16 protein-coding genes are annotated in these 17,146 nt (G+C 74.4%); 14 read left to right on the top strand and 2 right to left on the bottom strand.

Annotated features, from left to right (window positions below; all coding sequences use genetic code 11):
- The first annotated feature begins 12 nt into the window (after positions 1-12).
- The 4 genes from amaB to K8U61_RS20810 all read left to right on the top strand — a co-directional run bounded on the left by amaB (position 13) and on the right by K8U61_RS20810 (position 4,489).
- Positions 13-1,539, top strand: a complete 1,527-nt coding sequence (gene amaB, locus K8U61_RS20825) for an L-piperidine-6-carboxylate dehydrogenase (RefSeq protein ID WP_224124984.1) — start codon at positions 13-15, stop codon at positions 1,537-1,539.
- 458 nt (positions 1,540-1,997) lie between these two features.
- The gene (locus K8U61_RS20820; RefSeq protein ID WP_224124983.1) at positions 1,998-3,221 is read left to right on the top strand and encodes an HNH endonuclease signature motif containing protein; all 1,224 of its coding nucleotides are present in this window, start codon (positions 1,998-2,000) and stop codon (positions 3,219-3,221) included.
- 140 nt (positions 3,222-3,361) lie between these two features.
- Positions 3,362-3,916 (top strand): hypothetical protein, encoded by a 555-nt coding sequence (locus tag K8U61_RS20815; RefSeq protein ID WP_224124982.1) that lies wholly within the window; start codon positions 3,362-3,364, stop codon positions 3,914-3,916.
- Between the two features lie 90 nt (positions 3,917-4,006).
- Positions 4,007-4,489 (top strand): hypothetical protein, encoded by a 483-nt coding sequence (locus K8U61_RS20810; RefSeq protein WP_224124981.1) that lies wholly within the window; start codon positions 4,007-4,009, stop codon positions 4,487-4,489.
- Here the strand turns inward: K8U61_RS20810 and K8U61_RS20805 are convergent.
- Positions 4,467-5,267 carry a thioesterase family protein gene (locus K8U61_RS20805; RefSeq protein ID WP_224124980.1) on the bottom strand — a complete coding sequence of 267 codons (801 nt, stop codon included), beginning with the start codon at positions 5,265-5,267 and terminating at the stop codon, positions 4,467-4,469. The genes K8U61_RS20810 and K8U61_RS20805 overlap by 23 nt on opposite strands.
- A gap of 180 nt (positions 5,268-5,447) precedes the next feature.
- Here K8U61_RS20805 and K8U61_RS20800 point away from each other — a divergent pair, with 180 nt between their 5' ends.
- The 3 genes from K8U61_RS20800 (at position 5,448) to K8U61_RS20790 (ending at position 8,844) form a co-directional block, all read left to right on the top strand.
- A complete protein-coding gene (locus K8U61_RS20800) occupies positions 5,448-7,595 on the top strand; it encodes a DEAD/DEAH box helicase (protein WP_224124979.1) in 2,148 nt (715 codons plus the stop codon).
- A gap of 62 nt (positions 7,596-7,657) precedes the next feature.
- Complete coding sequence (locus tag K8U61_RS20795) at positions 7,658-8,170, top strand: sigma-70 family RNA polymerase sigma factor (RefSeq protein WP_224124978.1); 513 nt, start codon at positions 7,658-7,660, stop codon at positions 8,168-8,170.
- Positions 8,167-8,844 carry an anti-sigma factor family protein gene (locus tag K8U61_RS20790; RefSeq protein ID WP_224124977.1) on the top strand — a complete coding sequence of 226 codons (678 nt, stop codon included), beginning with the start codon at positions 8,167-8,169 and terminating at the stop codon, positions 8,842-8,844. Before K8U61_RS20795 ends, K8U61_RS20790 begins: the two co-directional genes overlap by 4 nt.
- Here K8U61_RS20790 and K8U61_RS20785 read toward each other — a convergent pair.
- On the bottom strand, positions 8,834-10,888 hold the full coding sequence (locus tag K8U61_RS20785; RefSeq protein WP_224124976.1) for a CDP-alcohol phosphatidyltransferase family protein: 2,055 nt from the start codon (positions 10,886-10,888) through the stop codon (positions 8,834-8,836). The genes K8U61_RS20790 and K8U61_RS20785 overlap by 11 nt on opposite strands.
- 20 nt (positions 10,889-10,908) lie before the next feature.
- Between K8U61_RS20785 and K8U61_RS20780 the strand changes: the two genes are divergently transcribed.
- From K8U61_RS20780 to K8U61_RS20750, 7 genes are read left to right on the top strand one after another with little or no spacing between them, the layout of a single operon-like run.
- Positions 10,909-11,931 (top strand): zinc-dependent alcohol dehydrogenase, encoded by a 1,023-nt coding sequence (locus K8U61_RS20780; protein ID WP_224124975.1) that lies wholly within the window; start codon positions 10,909-10,911, stop codon positions 11,929-11,931.
- The gene (locus K8U61_RS20775; RefSeq protein ID WP_224124974.1) at positions 11,919-12,299 is read left to right on the top strand and encodes a 6-pyruvoyl trahydropterin synthase family protein; all 381 of its coding nucleotides are present in this window, start codon (positions 11,919-11,921) and stop codon (positions 12,297-12,299) included. Before K8U61_RS20780 ends, K8U61_RS20775 begins: the two co-directional genes overlap by 13 nt.
- Positions 12,296-13,207 (top strand): glycosyltransferase family 4 protein, encoded by a 912-nt coding sequence (locus K8U61_RS20770; RefSeq protein WP_224124973.1) that lies wholly within the window; start codon positions 12,296-12,298, stop codon positions 13,205-13,207. Before K8U61_RS20775 ends, K8U61_RS20770 begins: the two co-directional genes overlap by 4 nt.
- On the top strand, positions 13,204-13,974 hold the full coding sequence (locus K8U61_RS20765; RefSeq protein WP_224124972.1) for a lysylphosphatidylglycerol synthase domain-containing protein: 771 nt from the start codon (positions 13,204-13,206) through the stop codon (positions 13,972-13,974). Before K8U61_RS20770 ends, K8U61_RS20765 begins: the two co-directional genes overlap by 4 nt.
- Positions 13,967-14,662: a RibD family protein gene (locus K8U61_RS20760; RefSeq protein ID WP_224124971.1), complete on the top strand. Its 696-nt coding sequence runs from the start codon at positions 13,967-13,969 to the stop codon at positions 14,660-14,662. Before K8U61_RS20765 ends, K8U61_RS20760 begins: the two co-directional genes overlap by 8 nt.
- Positions 14,659-15,285: a GTP cyclohydrolase II gene (locus K8U61_RS20755; protein WP_224124970.1), complete on the top strand. Its 627-nt coding sequence runs from the start codon at positions 14,659-14,661 to the stop codon at positions 15,283-15,285. The genes K8U61_RS20760 and K8U61_RS20755 overlap by 4 nt, the downstream gene beginning before the upstream one ends.
- Positions 15,286-15,303: 18 nt before the next feature.
- A complete protein-coding gene (locus K8U61_RS20750) occupies positions 15,304-17,139 on the top strand; it encodes an alpha/beta fold hydrolase (RefSeq protein ID WP_224124969.1) in 1,836 nt (611 codons plus the stop codon).
- The last annotated feature ends 7 nt before the right edge of the window (positions 17,140-17,146 follow it).

Raw genomic sequence — 17,146 nt, 5'->3', positions numbered from 1 at the left:
AGGAATGGCCGCATGAGCCTCCCGTCCTCCGCCGAGCTGTCCGCCCTCGCCCTGGAGACCGCGCGCCGCTGCGGCGTCGATGTCGACGCGATCGCCGGCGACGTCACGACCCGTTCGCCGATCAACGGCGGCCAGGTCGCCTCGTTGGCCTGGCAGGGCATCGCCGACGTCGACATCGCGGTCGAGCGCGCGGAGGCGGCCTTCCGCGAGTGGCGGCGGGTCCCGGCGCCGGCGCGGGGCGCGTTGGTCAAGCGCTTCGGTGAGCTGCTCGTCGAGCACCAGGACGACCTCGCCACGCTGGTCAGCGTCGAGGCCGGGAAGATCACCTCCGAGGCGCGCGGCGAGATCCAGGAGATGGTCGACATCTGCGAGTTCGCGGTCGGCCTGTCGCGCCAGCTCTACGGCCGCACCATGCCCTCCGAGCGGCCCGGCCACCGGCTGATGGAGACCTGGCACCCGCTGGGCGTGGTCGGCGTGATCTCCGCCTTCAACTTCCCGGCCGCCGTCTGGTCGTGGAACACCGCCGTCGCCCTGGTCTGCGGCGACCCGGTGATCTGGAAGCCGTCCGAGCTCACGCCCCTGACCTCGCTCGCCTGCCACGCGGTGCTCGCCCAGGCGATCGCCGAGGCGGGGGCGCCCGCCGCCCTGTCGCAGGTGCTGCTCGGCGGGCCGGAGGTCGGCGAGGCGCTCGTCGGGCACCCGGGCGTCGCGCTGCTCAGCGCCACCGGCTCGACCCGGATGGGCCGCACCGTCGGGCCGCGGGTCGCCGAGCGCTTCGGCCGGTCGCTGCTCGAGCTCGGCGGCAACAACGCCGCCGTCGTCACCGGCAGCGCCGACCTCGACCTCGCCGTCCGCGGGATCGTCTTCTCCGCCGCCGGCACGGCCGGCCAGCGCTGCACCACGATGCGCCGCGTCATCGCCCACACCAGCATCGTCGACGAGCTGACCGACCGGCTCGCCTCGGCGTACGACCGGCTGCCGATCGGCGACCCGATGGCCGCCGGCACGCTCGTCGGCCCGCTCATCAACGGCCGCGCGTACGACGCCCTCGACGCCGCGATCTCGCTCGCCACGGGGGAGGGCGGCACCCTCGTCGCCGGCGGTGGCCGGGCGCTCGAGGACGTCGCGCCCGACGCCTACTACGCCCGCCCGTCGATCGTCCGGATCGAGAAGCAGACCGAGGTGGTCACCCGCGAGACCTTCGCGCCGCTGCTCTACGTGCTGCCCTACGACGACTTCGCCTCCGCGATCGACCTCAACAACGCCGTACCCCAGGGCCTGTCCTCGAGCGTCTTCACCTCCGACAACGCCGAGGCCGAGCTCTTCCTCTCCGCCGAGGGCTCCGACTGCGGCATCGTCAACGTCAACATCGGCACCTCCGGCGCCGAGATCGGCGGTGCCTTCGGCGGCGAGAAGGAGACCGGCGGTGGCCGCGAGTCCGGCTCCGACGCCTGGCGCGCCTACATGCGCCGCGCCACCAACACCATCAACTACTCCGGCGAGCTCCCGCTCGCCCAGGGCGTCGACTTCACCGTCTGACGGCCGCGACCCACGGTGGTTGAGGTGCGAGGCGCGCCAGCGCCTGGCCATTCCGGTGGTTGAGGTGCGAGGCGCGCCAGCGCCGAGCCTCGAAACCCCGGAAAGCCGACCGGCGCCTGGTGTTCTGGGATCGACTGTTGGCGTCCTCCCGGCGGCGCCAGTGTTCGTCCTCCGCCGGTGAGGTCAAGGGTCCGCTTCGCCGCTTCGCGCCCTTGACCTCACCGGCTCCGGACGAGTTGGCGCCTATCGGGACGACGCCGACCTGCGGTCGAAGACCGGGCTCCACGCGAGCGGCGGGCTGGACACGGTGGTTGAGGTGCGAGGGCCGCCAGGCCCGAGCCTCGAAACCCCGGGGGACGAGCTTCGGCGTGCGGGGTCACACCGTATTGAGGTGCGGGGCAGGTGCGAGGCAGGAAGACGTGCTCGAACACATGCTCGAATATATGTTACAATGAGGCATGGTCCTCCACCAGGCGACGCCCGCACCCACACCCGGGGTCCTGCTGGCTGCCGTCGAGGACGTCCACGCGGGCCTCGCGTCGTTGGACGTCGACCTGTTCAGCCTCGCCGCACAGTGGGCTGAGGCGCACCCCGGTGAGCTGGTCGACGCGAGCGTGCCCTGGCACCTGCGGCCCCTGGAGGTCGCCGGCGACGGCGCCCCGACCGTCGACGAGGCGTGCATCGCCGAGTTCGCCCTGGCCACCGGCCGTTCCACCGACGGCGGTCGGGCCTACCTCGGTGACGCCGTCGAGTGCCGGTGGGGGCTCCCGAAGCTCTGGGAGCAGGTCATGGCCGGCCGGGTGCCGGTCTGGAAGGCCCGCCGGGTCGCCGACCTGACCCGATCCCTTCCGCTCGAGGGCGCGACGTTCGTGGACGCGCACATCAGCCCGGTGATCGGGCACTCCACGTGGGCCCAGCTCGAGCGGACCGTGGAGGAGGCGCGGGTCCGGTTCGACCCCGCTGAGGCCGAGGCCCGCCGGATCGCGGCGGCCGAGGACCGACACTTCGACATCGACCTGGCTCACGTCACCTACGACGGGGTCGTGCACGTCGACGGCGACCTGGACCTGGCCGACGCCACCCTCCTGGACGAGGCTGTGACGACCGGCGCAGCCGAGCTCGCCGCCCTCGGCTCGCTCGAGTCGCTCCATGTCCGTCGCTCGCAGGCCGCGGGGCTGCTGGCCCGCCGCGCACTGTCCGGGCAGGGCGAGCTCGACCTCACCATCTACGTCCACATCTCTCCCGACGACCCGGTCGCCCACGTCGAGCACACCCGCTCGATCGTCGCGGTCGAGCAGGTCGAGAGCTGGTGCCGGCAGGCTGGTACGACGGTCACGGTCCGGCCGGTCCTCGACCTCAACGAGGAGCTGCGCACCGACGCCTACGCGCCCACCGACCGGCTGCGCGAGCAGGTGGTCCTCACCAACCCGACCTGCATCCTCCCGGGCTGCCGCCGGCCGGCCCGCCGCGCCGACCTCGACCACCTGCTGGAGCACGAGCGTGGTGGCCCGACCGGCTCGGTCAACCTCGCACCCGAGTGCCGCGGCCACCACCGGATCAAGACCCACACCGACTGGACCGTCACCAGGACCGGACCCGCGACGTTCGCCTGGACCAGTCCGCACGGCCGCGTCTACACCAGCGACACCACGGCACACCACCACCGGCGACGAGCCGGCTGACCCGCACCCCACCGGCCCGAGAGAAAGGCGTCGGTGGGGTCACAGCCATGGCCAGCGATCGAGTATCGGCACTCAGGCGGTCCTGCTCGAGGGAGTGGGAGGTTCGCCTCGGCTCGACGGACGAGACGCGGGAGGCTGGGATGGGACGACGACGTCGGACGGTGCTCGTGGGGTTGGTGGCAGCGATCTACGTGGCCGCGTGGTCGGGATGCGGCACCGAGGCCGTGTCGAGCGCGGGTGGACGCGTGACGCTGCCGCTCTACGCGTTCGACGACAGCTGCTCGGGCACCGTGACCCTCGACATGCCGCCGGGGTGGCAGGCCGGGGACCATCCGCACCAGCTGGTCAGCCGGAGCCACGGCGGCGTGGAGCTCGCCGCGACGTGCCAGAGTCGCGCGAGCTATCGGGAGATGGGCTACCGGGGTCCCTGGAAGGCGGAGGCCGTGGCTGGCTGGCGAGTGCCGCCCGACATCGGAACGCGGCGCGTGACGGTCGACGGTCGTCCGGCCGTCCTGCGGGACCGCGCCATCCAGCTCGCGCAGGTCGTCCAGTACCTCGGGCTGAGCACGGTCGTGGGCGACGTCTACGTCAGCATCGGGATCACGCTCAACGACGCGGCATTCTTCCCCGAGCTGGAGGACGAGCTGGTCGCGCTCGTGACCTCGGCCACGATCGGGGCGACGGCCGGGCCATGAGCCTTGGGGCCGCAGGATCGACCGAGGCTCAAGCCTCGGTGCCCAGCGGTCGACACCTTCTGCAGGACCGTCGCGAGGGGAGGGGTCCGCATGTCCGGTCTTCGAGGTGCCGCGCTGTTCCTGGGGCTCGTCCTGGTCGCTGGGTGCGGTGAGCTCCACGAGCCGCAGCCCCGCACGGCTGCCGAGGTCACGCGAGCGCCGGCCGATGCGGTCGGGCCCTACCTGACGGTCAGCCAGGCCCGGGTCCGGGAGGCGACCGAGTGCTCCGCGCACGGGTGGCTCGACCCGGCGACGCGGACCCGCTTCCGGGGCGTCGGGTTCGACCCCGAGTCGCACGTCAGGCTGACCTGGAGTGCGCCCGGGGCCGCCCGGGCGCGACCGGTGGTGATCGCCACCGTCACCGCGTCGAGCTCCGGCCAGGTCGACGTGGTCGCCCGCACGCCGCGGTCGCCCCGGTCAGGTCACGGCCTGGTGCGAATGACGGGTCTCAGCGCGCGAGGGACCCGTCTCGCGATGACCTCGCACCCCGGCGCCGTCCGACCGTGCCCGGTCAGCCGAGCCGCCGCACCGTGAGCGACTGGGCGGCGCGGCCGACGGGGCCGGCGACGTCGTGGAGGACCGAGCTGGTCAGGCCGAGGCCGTCGGGGCCGAAGGTGACGTGGTTGGCGATGCCGACCGGGCCGGGGACGGGCTGGCGGAAGAGGTGGACCGAGAGGTCCAGGTTGGGGAACATCCACTCCCGCGGCGACTCGCGTACGCCGATGCCGTTGGCGGTGTCGACCAGGCCGATGAAGCGGGCGAGCGTGCTCACCGGCTCGTCGGCGACGAGCGGGATCGGGGTGTCGATCCAGGCGGTCGCGCGGCCCGGGGCGCTGTCGGCGGTCCGGCGTACGTCGATCGAGGCGATGAAGCCGCCCGGCCAGACCGCGGTCATGTCCCAGGCCGGTACGTCGACGGGCGCGGGCATCGACGTGGGCGGCCCGCCGGCGACGGACGTGGTGTCGCCGGTCGCCATCCGCCACGCCCGGACGACGAGGACGTCCCGGCCGCGGCACGAGGCGACCGCCTCGACCAGGTCGATGCTGCGGCCCGGACGGACCACCGAGACGCGGAAGGTCACCTCCTCGATCGGCACCACGCCGAGGATGTCGAAGGTGACCCGGCCGACCGCCTTCCCGTCACCGAGGCCGAGCGCCGCGAGGTGCCGCTCGATGACGTGCACCCCCAGGCCGGTGAGCGGGGCGATGTGCTGCTCGGTCAGCGACCAGGCGCCTCCCGTGTGCTCGGTCGCCAGGTAGCGGACGTCGGTGGAGTCGGAGGACAGGGGGACGAAGTAACAATCGGGCACCACGTGGAACATTCTGCGACCCGGTCGCGCTACCATCATCACGGACGTCCGGCCTGCGGCGTGTCCCAGCGGCGACGTCCTCCCGCGATCGAGCGCAACCAGGCCGATCGCACGCGCTCGCAGAACGGCCCGCGCGTGGGTCGGTTCGACGCGGCGCTCGTTCGTACTCTCGAGGAGGGGTCCTTGGCTCGACAGGGCCAGCGTCAGACGGCGTCCCGCCGTCCCAGCCAGCGCAACAACCGCGGCAACGGTCAGCGCCGCAAGCTCGACAACGAGGGCATCATCCCGGTGCTCGCCCGCGCGGTGCGCGAGGTCGAGAACGCCGTCGAACGCCGCTCCGCGATGCCCGGCGTGCGCACCAAGTTCCAGGTGGTCGCGCTGCTGGTCCGCGAGGAGCGCGCCCGGATCAAGGCCGACACGGAGATGACCGAGGCGCAGCGCGGCGAGCAGCTCAAGCGGCTCGACGGCATCGCGACCATCCTCGCCAAGACCGCCGCCCGCGACCCCTCCCTCTTCCAGCTCCTCGCCGAGGACGCCACGATCTCCGACTCCGCCAAGACGCTGCGCCGCGAGATGCTCGACAGCGCCGGCCTCGAGGTCGAGGAGGAGGTCGTCGAGGAGACCGCGCCGGTGGTGGTCGGCGCCCCGACCGAGCGCCGAGTGGTGCCGATCTCGGTCAAGCAGCGCCAGCTGTCCAACCCCTTCCTCGTCCCCGACTTCTCCGCCGTCGCCCCGAAGCCCGCGACCCACCGGCTCGCCAGCTGGGAGCTCCTCGGCCCGCTCTTCCGCTCCTTCGAGTACGCCGCGGCCGGCGCGGTCTCCTGCATGGAGCTGCCCGCCGACCCGATCGGCCTCAAGGTCCCGGCCGGCCGGGAGCTGATGCTCCACCAGGCGCAGATGGTCGCCGCGGCCGCCGCCGGCCACCGCACCTTCCTCCTCGCCGACGAGCCCGGCCTCGGCAAGACCGCGCAGGCGCTGCTCGCCGCGCAGGCCGCCGACGCCTACCCGCTGCTCGTGGTCGTGCCCAACGTGGTCAAGACCAACTGGGCCCGCGAGGTCGGCCTCTGGACGCCTCGCCGTACGGCGACCGTCATCCACGGCGACGGCGAGCACGTCGACGGCTTCGCCGACATCGTGGTGGTCAACTACGAGGTGCTCGACCGGCACGTCGGCTGGATGAGCGAGCACGGCTTCCGCGGGATGATCGTGGACGAGGCTCACTTCATCAAGAACAAGACGTCGCAGCGCTCCCAGAACGTCCTCGGCATCGCCGAGCGGATCCGCCAGCGCACCGTCCGACCGCTGCTGATGGCGCTGACCGGCACCCCGCTGATCAACGACATCGAGGACTTCCGCGCGATCTGGCAGTTCCTCGGCTGGGTCGACGACAAGAAGCCGCTCGGCGAGCTGATGGTCAAGCTCGAGGAGATCGGGCTGACCCCGGCCGACCCGGGCTTCTACCCGGCCGCGCGCCGCGCGGTCGTCGACATGGGCATCGTGCGCCGCCGCAAGGTCGACGTCGCCGCCGACATCCCGGCCCGCCGGGTCGCCGACCTCCCCGTCGAGCTCGACGACGAGGCCGGCCGCTCGATCCGCGACGCCGAGCGCGAGCTCGCCCGCCGGATGGTCAAGCGCTACGAGATCGCGCTGGAGACCCGTACGTCGGGCCGCGTCGTCGACGGCATCGACCACGACCTGGTCCGCCAGGTCGCGACGTGGGAGCGCGAGGACAACGACACCGCGACCGGCGAGAACGTCTTCACGATGATGCGCCAGATCGGCCAGGCCAAGGCCGGCCTCGCGGCCGACTACGCCGCGCAGCTGTCCCGCAACGTCGGCAAGGTGGTCTTCTTCGCCAAGCACATCGACGTCATGGACACCGCCGAGGACACCTTCGCCCGCCGCGGGATCCGCTACTCCTCGATCCGGGGCGACCAGACGCCGAAGGCGCGCGAGAAGGCCATCGACGACTTCGTCAACGACCCCGAGGTCGAGGTGATCGTCTGCTCGCTGACCGCGGCCGGCGTGGGCCTCAACCTCCAGGTGGCCTCCAACCTGGTGCTGGCCGAGCTGTCCTGGACCGACGCCGAGCAGACCCAGGCGATCGACCGGGTCCACCGGATCGGCCAGGAGATGCCGGTGACGGCGTGGCGGATCATCGCCGCGCAGACCATCGACTCGCGGATCGCCGAGCTGATCGACAGCAAGGCCGGCCTCGCCGCCCGCGCGCTCGACGGTGCGGGCGAGACGGTCGCCAGCTCGGTCGACGTCCAGCTCGAGGCCCTGGTCACGCTCCTGACCGACGCGCTCGCCGAGCAGGGGCTCGCCTGAGCGTCGGGACGACCGGTTGAACCGTTCGGCCGTCGCTACCGTGCCCTTGGTGGGAGGTGCCGATGGCCGACAAGCAGGCCGCGTTGATGGTGCAGCTGCACGACGAGCACGCCGCCGCGCTCTGGGGCTACTGCCTGCGCCTCACCGGCAACGACCGGGCGAAGGCGGAGGACGTCGTCCAGGAGACGCTGCTGCGCGCCTGGCGCAACCTCACGGTGCTCGACGAGTCCCAGGGCTCGGTCCGGTCGTGGCTCTTCACGGTGGCCCGCAACATTGTCATCGACGAGTGGCGCACCAAGCGCTCGCAGAGCGAGCTCAGCGTCGCCGAGCCCCCCGAGGCCGGCGGTGAGCCCGACCGCACCGACCAGGTCCTGCTGTCCTGGGTGGTCGCCGAGGCGCTCGCCCGCCTCTCCGCCGAGCACCGGGCGGTGCTGGTCGAGTGCTACTACCGTGGCCTGCCGGTGGCCGAGGCCGCGCGCCGGCTCGACATCCCGGCCGGCACCGTGAAGTCCCGCACGCACTACGCCCTGCGCGCCCTGCGCCTGGCTTTGGAGGAGATGGGGGTGGTCGCATGAGCTGCGAGTTCGCGCACGACGACGCGGCGTACGTGCTCGGCGCCCTCCCGCCCGACGAGCGGCTGGCCTTCGAGCGCCACCTCGCCACCTGCGACGACTGCTCCCGCTCGGTCCGCTCGATCGCCGGGCTCACCGGGCTCCTGTCCCGGGTGCCGCTCGAGGTCGTCGAGTCCGAGCCGCGGCCCGAGCCGGTGCCGCCGACCCTGCTGCCGTCCCTCGTCCGCGAGGTACGCCGCTCCCAGGTCCGCCGCCGCTGGGTCGCCGGCCTGGCCGCGGCGGCGGTGCTGGTCGTGGGCGCCGGCGTCACCACCGCGGTGGTTGCGACCCGCGACGACCCGACGCCGCCGGCGGCCGTCGGGCAGACGATGACGCAGGTCGACCAGGACTCGGTCGAGGCGAGCGTCGCGCTGACCTCCGTCGCGTGGGGCACCAAGCTCGACCTGACCTGCACCTACGACGAGCCGGCCAGCGCCTACGGCGAGCACCACGAGCCCCCGACGTACGCCATGGTCGTGCGGTCCGCCGACGGCGACACCCAGCAGGTCGCGACCTGGCGGGGCCTGCCCGGCAAGACGATGCACGTGTCGGGCGCGACCGCGCTGACGGCCGACGACATCGCCTCGGTGGAGGTCGTGGCCGCCGACGGTCACGCGCTCCTGGAGCTCAACGGCTGACGGCTGCGCTGAAGGTCTGGAGGAACCGGTCCCGGACGGTGTCCATCCGCCACACCGGCGCCTCCGGGTCGGGCCGCAGCCCGGGCTGCCAGCCCCAGTCGTCGATCCGGTGCAGCACGGAGCGGTCCGGCGAGATCAGCGAGACCGGTACGTCGTGGCCCGGATCGGGGCCGGTCACGTAGGAGTGCGGCTGGTGGTCGCCGAGGACCAGCAGCACGAGGTTCGGGTCGGGCTGGCGGGTCAGCCAGGACACGAGCGTGTGCCACGTGTAGCGGATCGAGTGGGCGTAGGCCTCCTGCACGTCCGGGAGCGCGAGGCCGTCGATGTCGTCGAAGACCGAGCCGTCGCCGACCTGGTCCCACGGCACGAGGTGGGGGAGCGGCGTCCACGGGTGGTGGCTCGAGATCAGGTCGATCTCGGCCATCACCGGCGTGCGGTCCGCCGGGTCCAGCTCGCGCTGCTGGAAGGCGTCCAGCGTGTACTGGTCCGGCATCGGCGCGTAGCCGAACTCCGGGCCCTGGTAGCCGACGTTGCGGGAGTCGTAGAGCTGGTCGAAGCCGTAGAAGCCCTCGCCCTCCGGCCAGTCGCGGGTGTTGGCGGGGACATCGAAGACGGTGCGCCAGCCCGCGCCCCGGAAGGCGGAGGTGAGCGTGAGCCGGTCGGCGCCCATCAGCTGGTCGTAGCGACGCTGGCTGTCGACCCACAGGCCGGACTGCAGCGTCGAGTGCGCCAGCCAGCTGCCGGCGCCGAAGGTGGGTGAGGTGAGGAAGGCGCTGCGCGCGCCGTACCCCGCGGCGGCCAGGCGACGGGTGCCGGCGTCGAGCACGTGGTCGATCGGCGCCGAGTACGACGTGCCCTGCACCGCGACCTTGCCGTAGGACTCGACGAAGACGACGAGGACGTCCTTGCCGCGCAGCCCCCGCAGCAGCCGGCCGCCCGGGACGGAGGCCCACGGGTCGACGCCGATCTCGCGGGCGAACTCCTGCTGGTCCGCCAGGTCCGCGCGCACCTGGACGACCTCGTCGTAGGCGAGCGTCGTGGCGCTGGTGCTGCCGACCTGGGCCGCCCCGGCGACCACCAGGACGCCCGCGAGGACGAGCACCGGACGCCGGTGGCCGGCGGCGGTCCGGGCGACCCGGACGGTCGCGAGCGGCAGCGCCACGAGCACCACGACGACCAGGAGGACCGCCGCGACCGCGGTCGCGCGGGCGGCCGTCACCCCGACCTGGTCGCCGAGCACGCCGATCCCCGACAGCAGGTAGGTCCAGTCGGCCAGCGGGTCGAAGGAGCGGTCCAGGAAGGTCTCGAAGCCGACGTCGAGCGCCTCCATCACCACGACGACGCCGAGCGCGACGCCCAGGACGACGGCGGTCGCCGCCCGGGCGCGGCGCCACGGCAGCAGCGCGACCGCGACGACCAGGAGCGCGTCGACCGGCAGCCGGAGCAGGTCGCCCGGGTCGTGGGGCAGCACGAGTGCCACCCAGACGGCGCCGAGCGCGACCAGCGTGCGGCCGCCGCCGTACGGGTACGGCGCGGGCGCGGTGCGGGTCCGCCACAGCCACCACACGTCGCGGCCGAAGGACTCCAGCAGGAGTCCGAGGGCGACCAACAGCGCCACCTCCGCCGCCGCATCGGGCACCCGGCCCGAGGCCGCGACGGCCAGCACCACACCCTGGACGGCCGCGACCACCTTGCGCCACTGGCGCGGCGGGATCGGGCGGCGCAGCCACGGCAGCACCCGCTCGGCCAGCCAGAGCAGGTAGCGCATCGCGCCGATGAGCAGGACCCACCACCAGCCGTGGTCGACCGCGACGTACCAGCTCAGCACCGCGATCAGGAACGCGTCGGTCTCCATGTCGAAGCGGGCGCCGAAGGCCGTCGCCGTGCCGGTACGCCGGGCCACGCGCCCGTCGACCCAGTCCAGGCAGAGCGCGACCACGACCAGCGCCAGGGCCCAGCTGTCGGGGCCGAGGACCGCGACGACGACCGCGAGCGCCGCCCGGGTGGCGGTGATGAGATCCGCGGGTCGCTGAACCAGTCGCACGGTGCCTCCGTGTGTGGGGTGTGACCAGCCATACGGCGAGCCCCTTCGGCGGGTTCACGCGGGCCTTCTGGGTCCGCGAGCCCGGCCGCGGCGAGCTGCGGTCCGAGCCGGTGCCGGAGCCCGGCCCGGGCGAGGTGCTGGTCCGCACGCTGCACTCCGGGATCAGCCGCGGCACCGAGTCGCTCGTCTTCCGCGGCGGCGTGCCGGAGAGCCAGTGGGGGGACATGCGGGCGCCGTTCCAGCAGGGGTCCTTCCCGGGCCCGGTGAAGTACGGCTACCTCAACGTCGGCGTCGTCGAGCGCGGGCCGGCGGAGCTCGCCGGCCGGACGGTCTTCTGCCTGCACCCGCACCAGGCGGCGTACGTCGTCCCCGCCGATGAGGTGGTCACGGTGCCCGACGACGTGCCCGCCCGGCGGGCCGTGCTCGCCGGCACCGTCGAGACCGCCCTCAACGCGCTCTGGGACCTCCGGCCGCTGGTCGGCGACCGGGTCACCGTGGTCGGCGCCGGGATGGTCGGCTGCTGCGTCGCCCGGCTGCTGGCCCGGGTCCCCGAGGTCGAGGTGACCCTCGTCGACGTCGACCCCGCCCGGGCGGCCGTCGCCGAGGTGCTCGGAGCCGCGTTCGGCACGCCCGAGGACCTCGGGGACCGGCTCGGCCGGCAGGACGCCGTCGTCCACACCAGCGCGACGGCGTCCGGGCTCCAGCTCTCCCTCGACCTGCTCGAGCCGGAGGGCACCGTGCTCGACCTCAGCTGGTACGGCGACCAGCGCGTCCACCTCGCGCTCGGCGGCGCGTTCCACTCGCGGCGGCTGCGGATCCGCTCCAGCCAGGTCGGCGTCGTCGCCGGCCGCGGGCGGCGCTCCCACGCGGACCGGCTCGCGCTCGCGCTCCGGCTGCTCCGGGACCCGGCGTACGACGTCCTGCTGACCGGCGACTCGCCGTTCGCCGACCTGCCCGACGTGATGGCCCGGCTCGGGTCGGGCGCGCTCCCGGCGCTGTGCCACACCATCGACTACCGGCAGGAGCCGCCGTGTTCACCGTGACCGTCCGCGACCACATGATGATCGCCCACAGCTTCACCGGCGAGGTCTTCGGACCGGCGCAGCGGCTGCACGGCGCGACGTACGTCGTGGACGCGGCGTTCTCCGGCCCCGAGCTGGGGCCGGACGGGATCCTCCTCGACATCGGCGCGGCGACCGAGCTGCTGCACGAGGTGCTCAGGCGCCTCACCTACCGCAACCTCGACGACGAGCCGGCCTTCGCGGGGGTCAACACCTCGACCGAGGTGCTCGCGAAGGTCGTCGCCGACGGGCTGGCCGCGCGTGCCACCGGACTCGGGCCGGTGGTGCGCGTGGCCGTCACGCTGCACGAGTCGCACGTCGCCTGGGCCAGCTACGAGAGGGCGGTGTGAGCGTGGTCCACCTCGTCCGTCCCGCCGCCGTCGACGACCCCACCCGGCCGTCGGGCGGCAACGTCTACGACCGCCGCGTCGCCGACGCCCTCGGCGCGGTCGAGCACGACACGACCGCGACCGTCCCCGACGGCGAGCTCGCGCTCGTCGACGGCCTCCTGCTCGGCCCCGACACGGTCGCCGAGTGCGAGCGGGTCCGCGTGGTCGCGCTGGTGCACATGCCGCGGCGCGAGCCCTGGGAGGGCGCCGTGCTCGGCGCGGCCGCCGGCGTGATCGCGACCAGCGAGTGGACGCGGACCTGGCTGCTCGCGACCTACCCGCTCGAACCGGCCCGCGTCTTCGTCGCGGCGCCCGGCGTCGACGCCGCCCCGCTCGCCACGGGACGCGCCGACGGCCGCGGTCTGCTCTGCGTCGGTGCCGTCACCGCGCTCAAGGGGTACGACGTGCTCGCAGCCGCCCTCGACGCGCTCGCCGACCTCGACTGGGAGTGCGTCGGCGTCGGGTCGACCGAGATCGATCCGGACTTCGCGGCCGGCCTCGGCCGCACGATCCGGCTGGCCGGGCCGCAGACGCCCGAGCGCCTGGCCGCGACGTACGCCGAGGCCGACCTGCTCGTGCTCGCCTCCCGTGCCGAGACCTACGGCATGGTCGTCACCGAGGCCCTGGCCCGCGGGCTGCCCGTCGTCGCGACCGACGTCGGCGGCGTCCGCGAGGCGCTCGGCGACGGGGGCGTGCTCGTCCCGGCGGACGACCCGCCGGCCCTGGCCGCCGCGCTGCGCCGCTGGCTCACCGACCCCCGACACCGAGCCGAGCTGCGCAGCGCGGCCCGGCACCGGCGGGTCGAGCTCGCGGGCTGGGACCGCACCGCCGCCCGGGTGGCGGAGGCACTGCTGGAGGTGGGCTGGTGAGGCGCCGGCTCGAGGTCCTCGGCGGCGTGGTCGTGCTCGCCGTCGTGCTCGCCCGGGTCGGCCCGGACCCCTTCGTCGACGCCGTCCGTGCGGCCGGCCCGCTCGCCCTCGCCGCCGCGCTCGCGGTCACCGGCGTGACGACGCTCTGCTGCGCGATCCGGTGGCGTGCGCTCGGGGGGACGCTCCCGCTGCGCGAGGCGGTCGCGACCTACTACCGCTCGCAGTTCCTCAACGCCACGCTCCCCGGCGGAGTGGTCGGCGACGTCGGCCGCGCGGTCCGGCACGGCACCCTGCCGGTGGTCGCCGACCGCGGCCTCGGCCAGGCCGTCCAGGTCGGCGCCGCGGGGACCGTCCTGCTCGCGACGGCCTGGGTGCCCGGTGCCGTGGTGGCCGGGCTGCTGCTGCTCGGCGCGGCCGCCCGGTGGCCACGCGTGGTGCTCACCTCGCTGGTCGCCTCGGTCGGACACGTCGCGGTCTTCCTCGTGGCCGCCCGCGCGGTCGGCTCCGACGCCTCGCTCGCGCGGCTGCTGCCGCTCGCGTTCGTGGTGCTCGTCGCCGCCGCGATCCCGCTCAGCGTCGCCGGTTGGGGGCCGCGGGAGGGCGTGGCCGCCTGGGCCTTCGCCGCGGCCGGTCTGGGGGCCGCCGAGGGTGCCGCCGTGGCCGCGACGTACGGCGTGCTCTCGCTGGTCGCGACCCTGCCCGGCGGCCTGCTGCTCCTGCCGACACCCGCTCCCAGGGCCGAGCTCCCGGAGGTCGCCCGTGCCTGACCGTCCCTACACCCTGCTCAGCTGCGCGATGTCGCTCGACGGCTACCTCGACGCCGGCACGCCCGAGCGGCTGGTGCTCTCCAACGACGCCGACCTCGACCGGGTCGACGAGGTGCGGGCGCGCAGCGACGCGATCCTGGTCGGCGCCGCGACCGTGCGCCACGACGACCCGCGACTGCTCGTCCGCAGCGACGCCCGCCGCGCGGAGCGGGTCGCGCGCGGCGCGAAGCCCGACCCGCTCAAGGTCACCGTCACCGGTCGCGCCCACCTCGACCCCGGCGCCCGCTTCTTCGCCACCGGCGGCGCCGAGAAGATCGTGTACGTCGCCTCCGCGGTGCTCGGCCGGGCCCGCTCCCGGCTCGGCTCGGTCGCGACCGTCGTGGACGGGGGCGCCCGGGTCTCGGTGCGGTCGCTGTCCGAGGACCTGCACGACCGCGGCGTCCGCCGGCTGATGGTCGAGGGCGGCGGCACCGTGCACACGCAGTTCCTCATCGCCGGGCTCGCCGACGAGCTCCAGCTCGTCGTCGCGCCCTTCTTCGTCGGCGACTCGCGCGCCCGGCGCTTCGTCGACGACGGGTGCTTCCCCTTCGCGGGCGACCGCCGGGCACGGCTGGCCGACGTCCGTCCGATCGGCGACGTGGTGCTGCTGCGCTACGCGCTCTCCGACCGCTTCGAGGAGGCGTCATGATCCCGTCGCCGGCGCGTGTGCGCACGGAGGTCGAGGTGCCGATGCGCTGGTCCGACGGCTGGTCCGGCACCGCCCGGGTGATCACCTTCGACGGCCTCGTCGACGGCCGCGAGCACCTCGCGCTCCGGCTCGGCCCGGTGGTCACCGGACGCCCGCCGCTGGTGCGGGTGCACAGCGAGTGCCTCACCGGCGACGTGCTCGGCAGCGGCCGCTGCGACTGCGGCCCGCAGCTGCGCGAGTCCGTCGAGCGGATCGCCGACGCCGGCGGCTACCTGCTCTACCTGCGTCAGGAGGGCCGCGGCATCGGCCTCTACGCCAAGCTCGACGCCTACGCGCTCCAGGACGACGGCCTCGACACCTACGAGGCCAACCTGGCGCTCGGCTTCGCCGAGGACGAGCGCGACTACACCGTCGCCGCCCAGATGCTGCACGCCCTCGGCGTACGCCGGCTGGCGCTGCTCAGCAACAACCCGGACAAGGCCGAGCAGCTCGAGTCGCTCGGCGTCGAGGTCGCCGAGCGCCGGCCGACGGCCGTCCACCTCACCGCGGCCAACGCCGGCTACCTCACGGCGAAGGTCCGGCACGGCCGGCACACGCTCCGAGGCCTGTCCCGCCTGGGCTGATCGGCGTACGTTGCGCCCATGAAGTGGGTGGCCCTGCTGACGCTGGTGGCCGGCCTGCTCGCGACCCCCGCCCCGGCAGAGGCCGTCCCGGTCGGCAGCCTCGACCTCCACCGCTGCCGGGTCACCGCCCGCGCGCTGTGCGGCACGGTCGAGCGCGAGTGGGAGCCCGGCCACCCGGAGGCGGGCACCGTGCGGGTCGGCTTCGCGTTCGTGCCCGCGCGGGACGGCTCGCGGCCCGCGCTCGGCACCCTGGTCCCGCACGAGGGCGGCCCGGGCTACAGCACGACCGGCTCGGTCGGCTACTACACGCGGATGTACGCCGGCCTCCTCGACCGCCGCAACCTGCTGCTCGTCGACCAGCGCGGCACCGGCCGCTCCGAGGCACTCGACTGCCCCGACCTGCAGGACCTGCGGATCGCCTACTCCGTCGCCGCCGGGCGCTGCGGCCGCAGCCTGGGGGAGCGGGCCGACGACTACACGACCGCGCTGTCGGCCGACGACCTCGCCGCCGTCGTCGCCGCCCTCGGCCTCGGAACCCTCGACGTCTACGGCGACTCGTACGGCACGTTCTTCGCGCAGGTCTTCGTCGGCCGGCACCCCGACCTGGTCCGCAGCGTCGTGCTCGACGGCGCCTACCCGGCGTACGGCGAGACGGGCTGGTACCCCACCCAGGGGCCCGCGGTGCGGAGCTCGTTCGCGATCGTCTGCCGCCGGTCGGCCGCCTGTCGCGAGGGCGGCCCATCGTGGCGCCGCGCCCTCGAGCGCGTGCTCGACGAGGTGCGGCGGCACCCGTGGCGCGGGACCGCCCACGACGCCGACGGCCGCCGGACGCGGGTCACGGTCCGGCCGAGCTCGCTCGCGACGGTGGCGTACGGCGCGACGTACGGCCCGGCCTTCTACCGGGAGATGACGGCCGCCCTCCGCTCGGCGCTGCGGGGCGACCGCGCGCCGCTGCTCCGGCTGGTCGCCGAGGCGACCGGCGGCGGCACCGACGCCGGCCCCGTCCGCGACTACAGCGAGGGGCTCGACGCCGCCGTGGCCTGCCACGACTACCCGCAGCTCTACGACATGACGGCGTCGCCCGCGGTGCGCGAGCCGCAGTACCGCGCCGCGCTCACCCGGCGCACCCGCGAGCGGCCGCGCACCTACGGACCCTTCAGCGTGCGGGAGTACGCCGCGTCCGACTGGCAGATGCTCGACTGGTGCACGCGCTGGCCGGCGGCTCCCGCCAGCAACCCAGCCGGGCCGGTGCACCCGCCGGGCGGCTCCTACCCCGACGTACCCGTGCTCGTGCTGAGTGGCGAGCTCGACTCGATCACGACGCCGGCCGAGGGCGCGATCATCACCCGCCAGTTCCCCGACGCGACCCAGGTCGTGGTGCCGAACAGCTTCCACGTGACCGCCCTGGGCGACACCGACGGCTGCGCGAGCGCGCTGGTCCGGTCCTTCGTCCGCGACCCGGCGCGGGCGGTGCCGGCCCACCCGTGTGCGGGCCGGACCCACCCGGTCGACGCGCTCGGGGTCTTCCCGCGCACGGTCGCGGACCTGGGGCTGCGCGGCACCGCTGCCGCGACCGTCGCCGACGTGGTGGACCGCTGGTGGAACAACTACTCCGGTCACGGGGTCGGGCTGCGCGGCGGCTGGTTCACCTACCGGGGCGGCGCAGTCACGACCTTCCGGCTGCACCGGGTCCGGCTGGTCGCAGGCCTGCCCGTCAGCGGCCGGGTGGTCTGGGACCGCTACCGCGAGCGGATCACCGCGCACCTCACCGCCGGCGGGCGGCCGCTGACGCTCACCGTCCACGCACCGGCTCACCCCTCTCGGGTGAGTCGGGTCGCCGCACCCCGCGCCTAGCGTCGGG

The sequence above is a fragment of the Nocardioides mangrovi genome (assembly GCF_020073815.1).
Classification (GTDB): Bacteria; Actinomycetota; Actinomycetes; order Propionibacteriales; family Nocardioidaceae; genus Nocardioides; species Nocardioides mangrovi.
The sequence above is the reverse complement of the archived record's forward strand: the minus strand, read 5'-3'. Positions and strand labels throughout refer to the sequence as shown.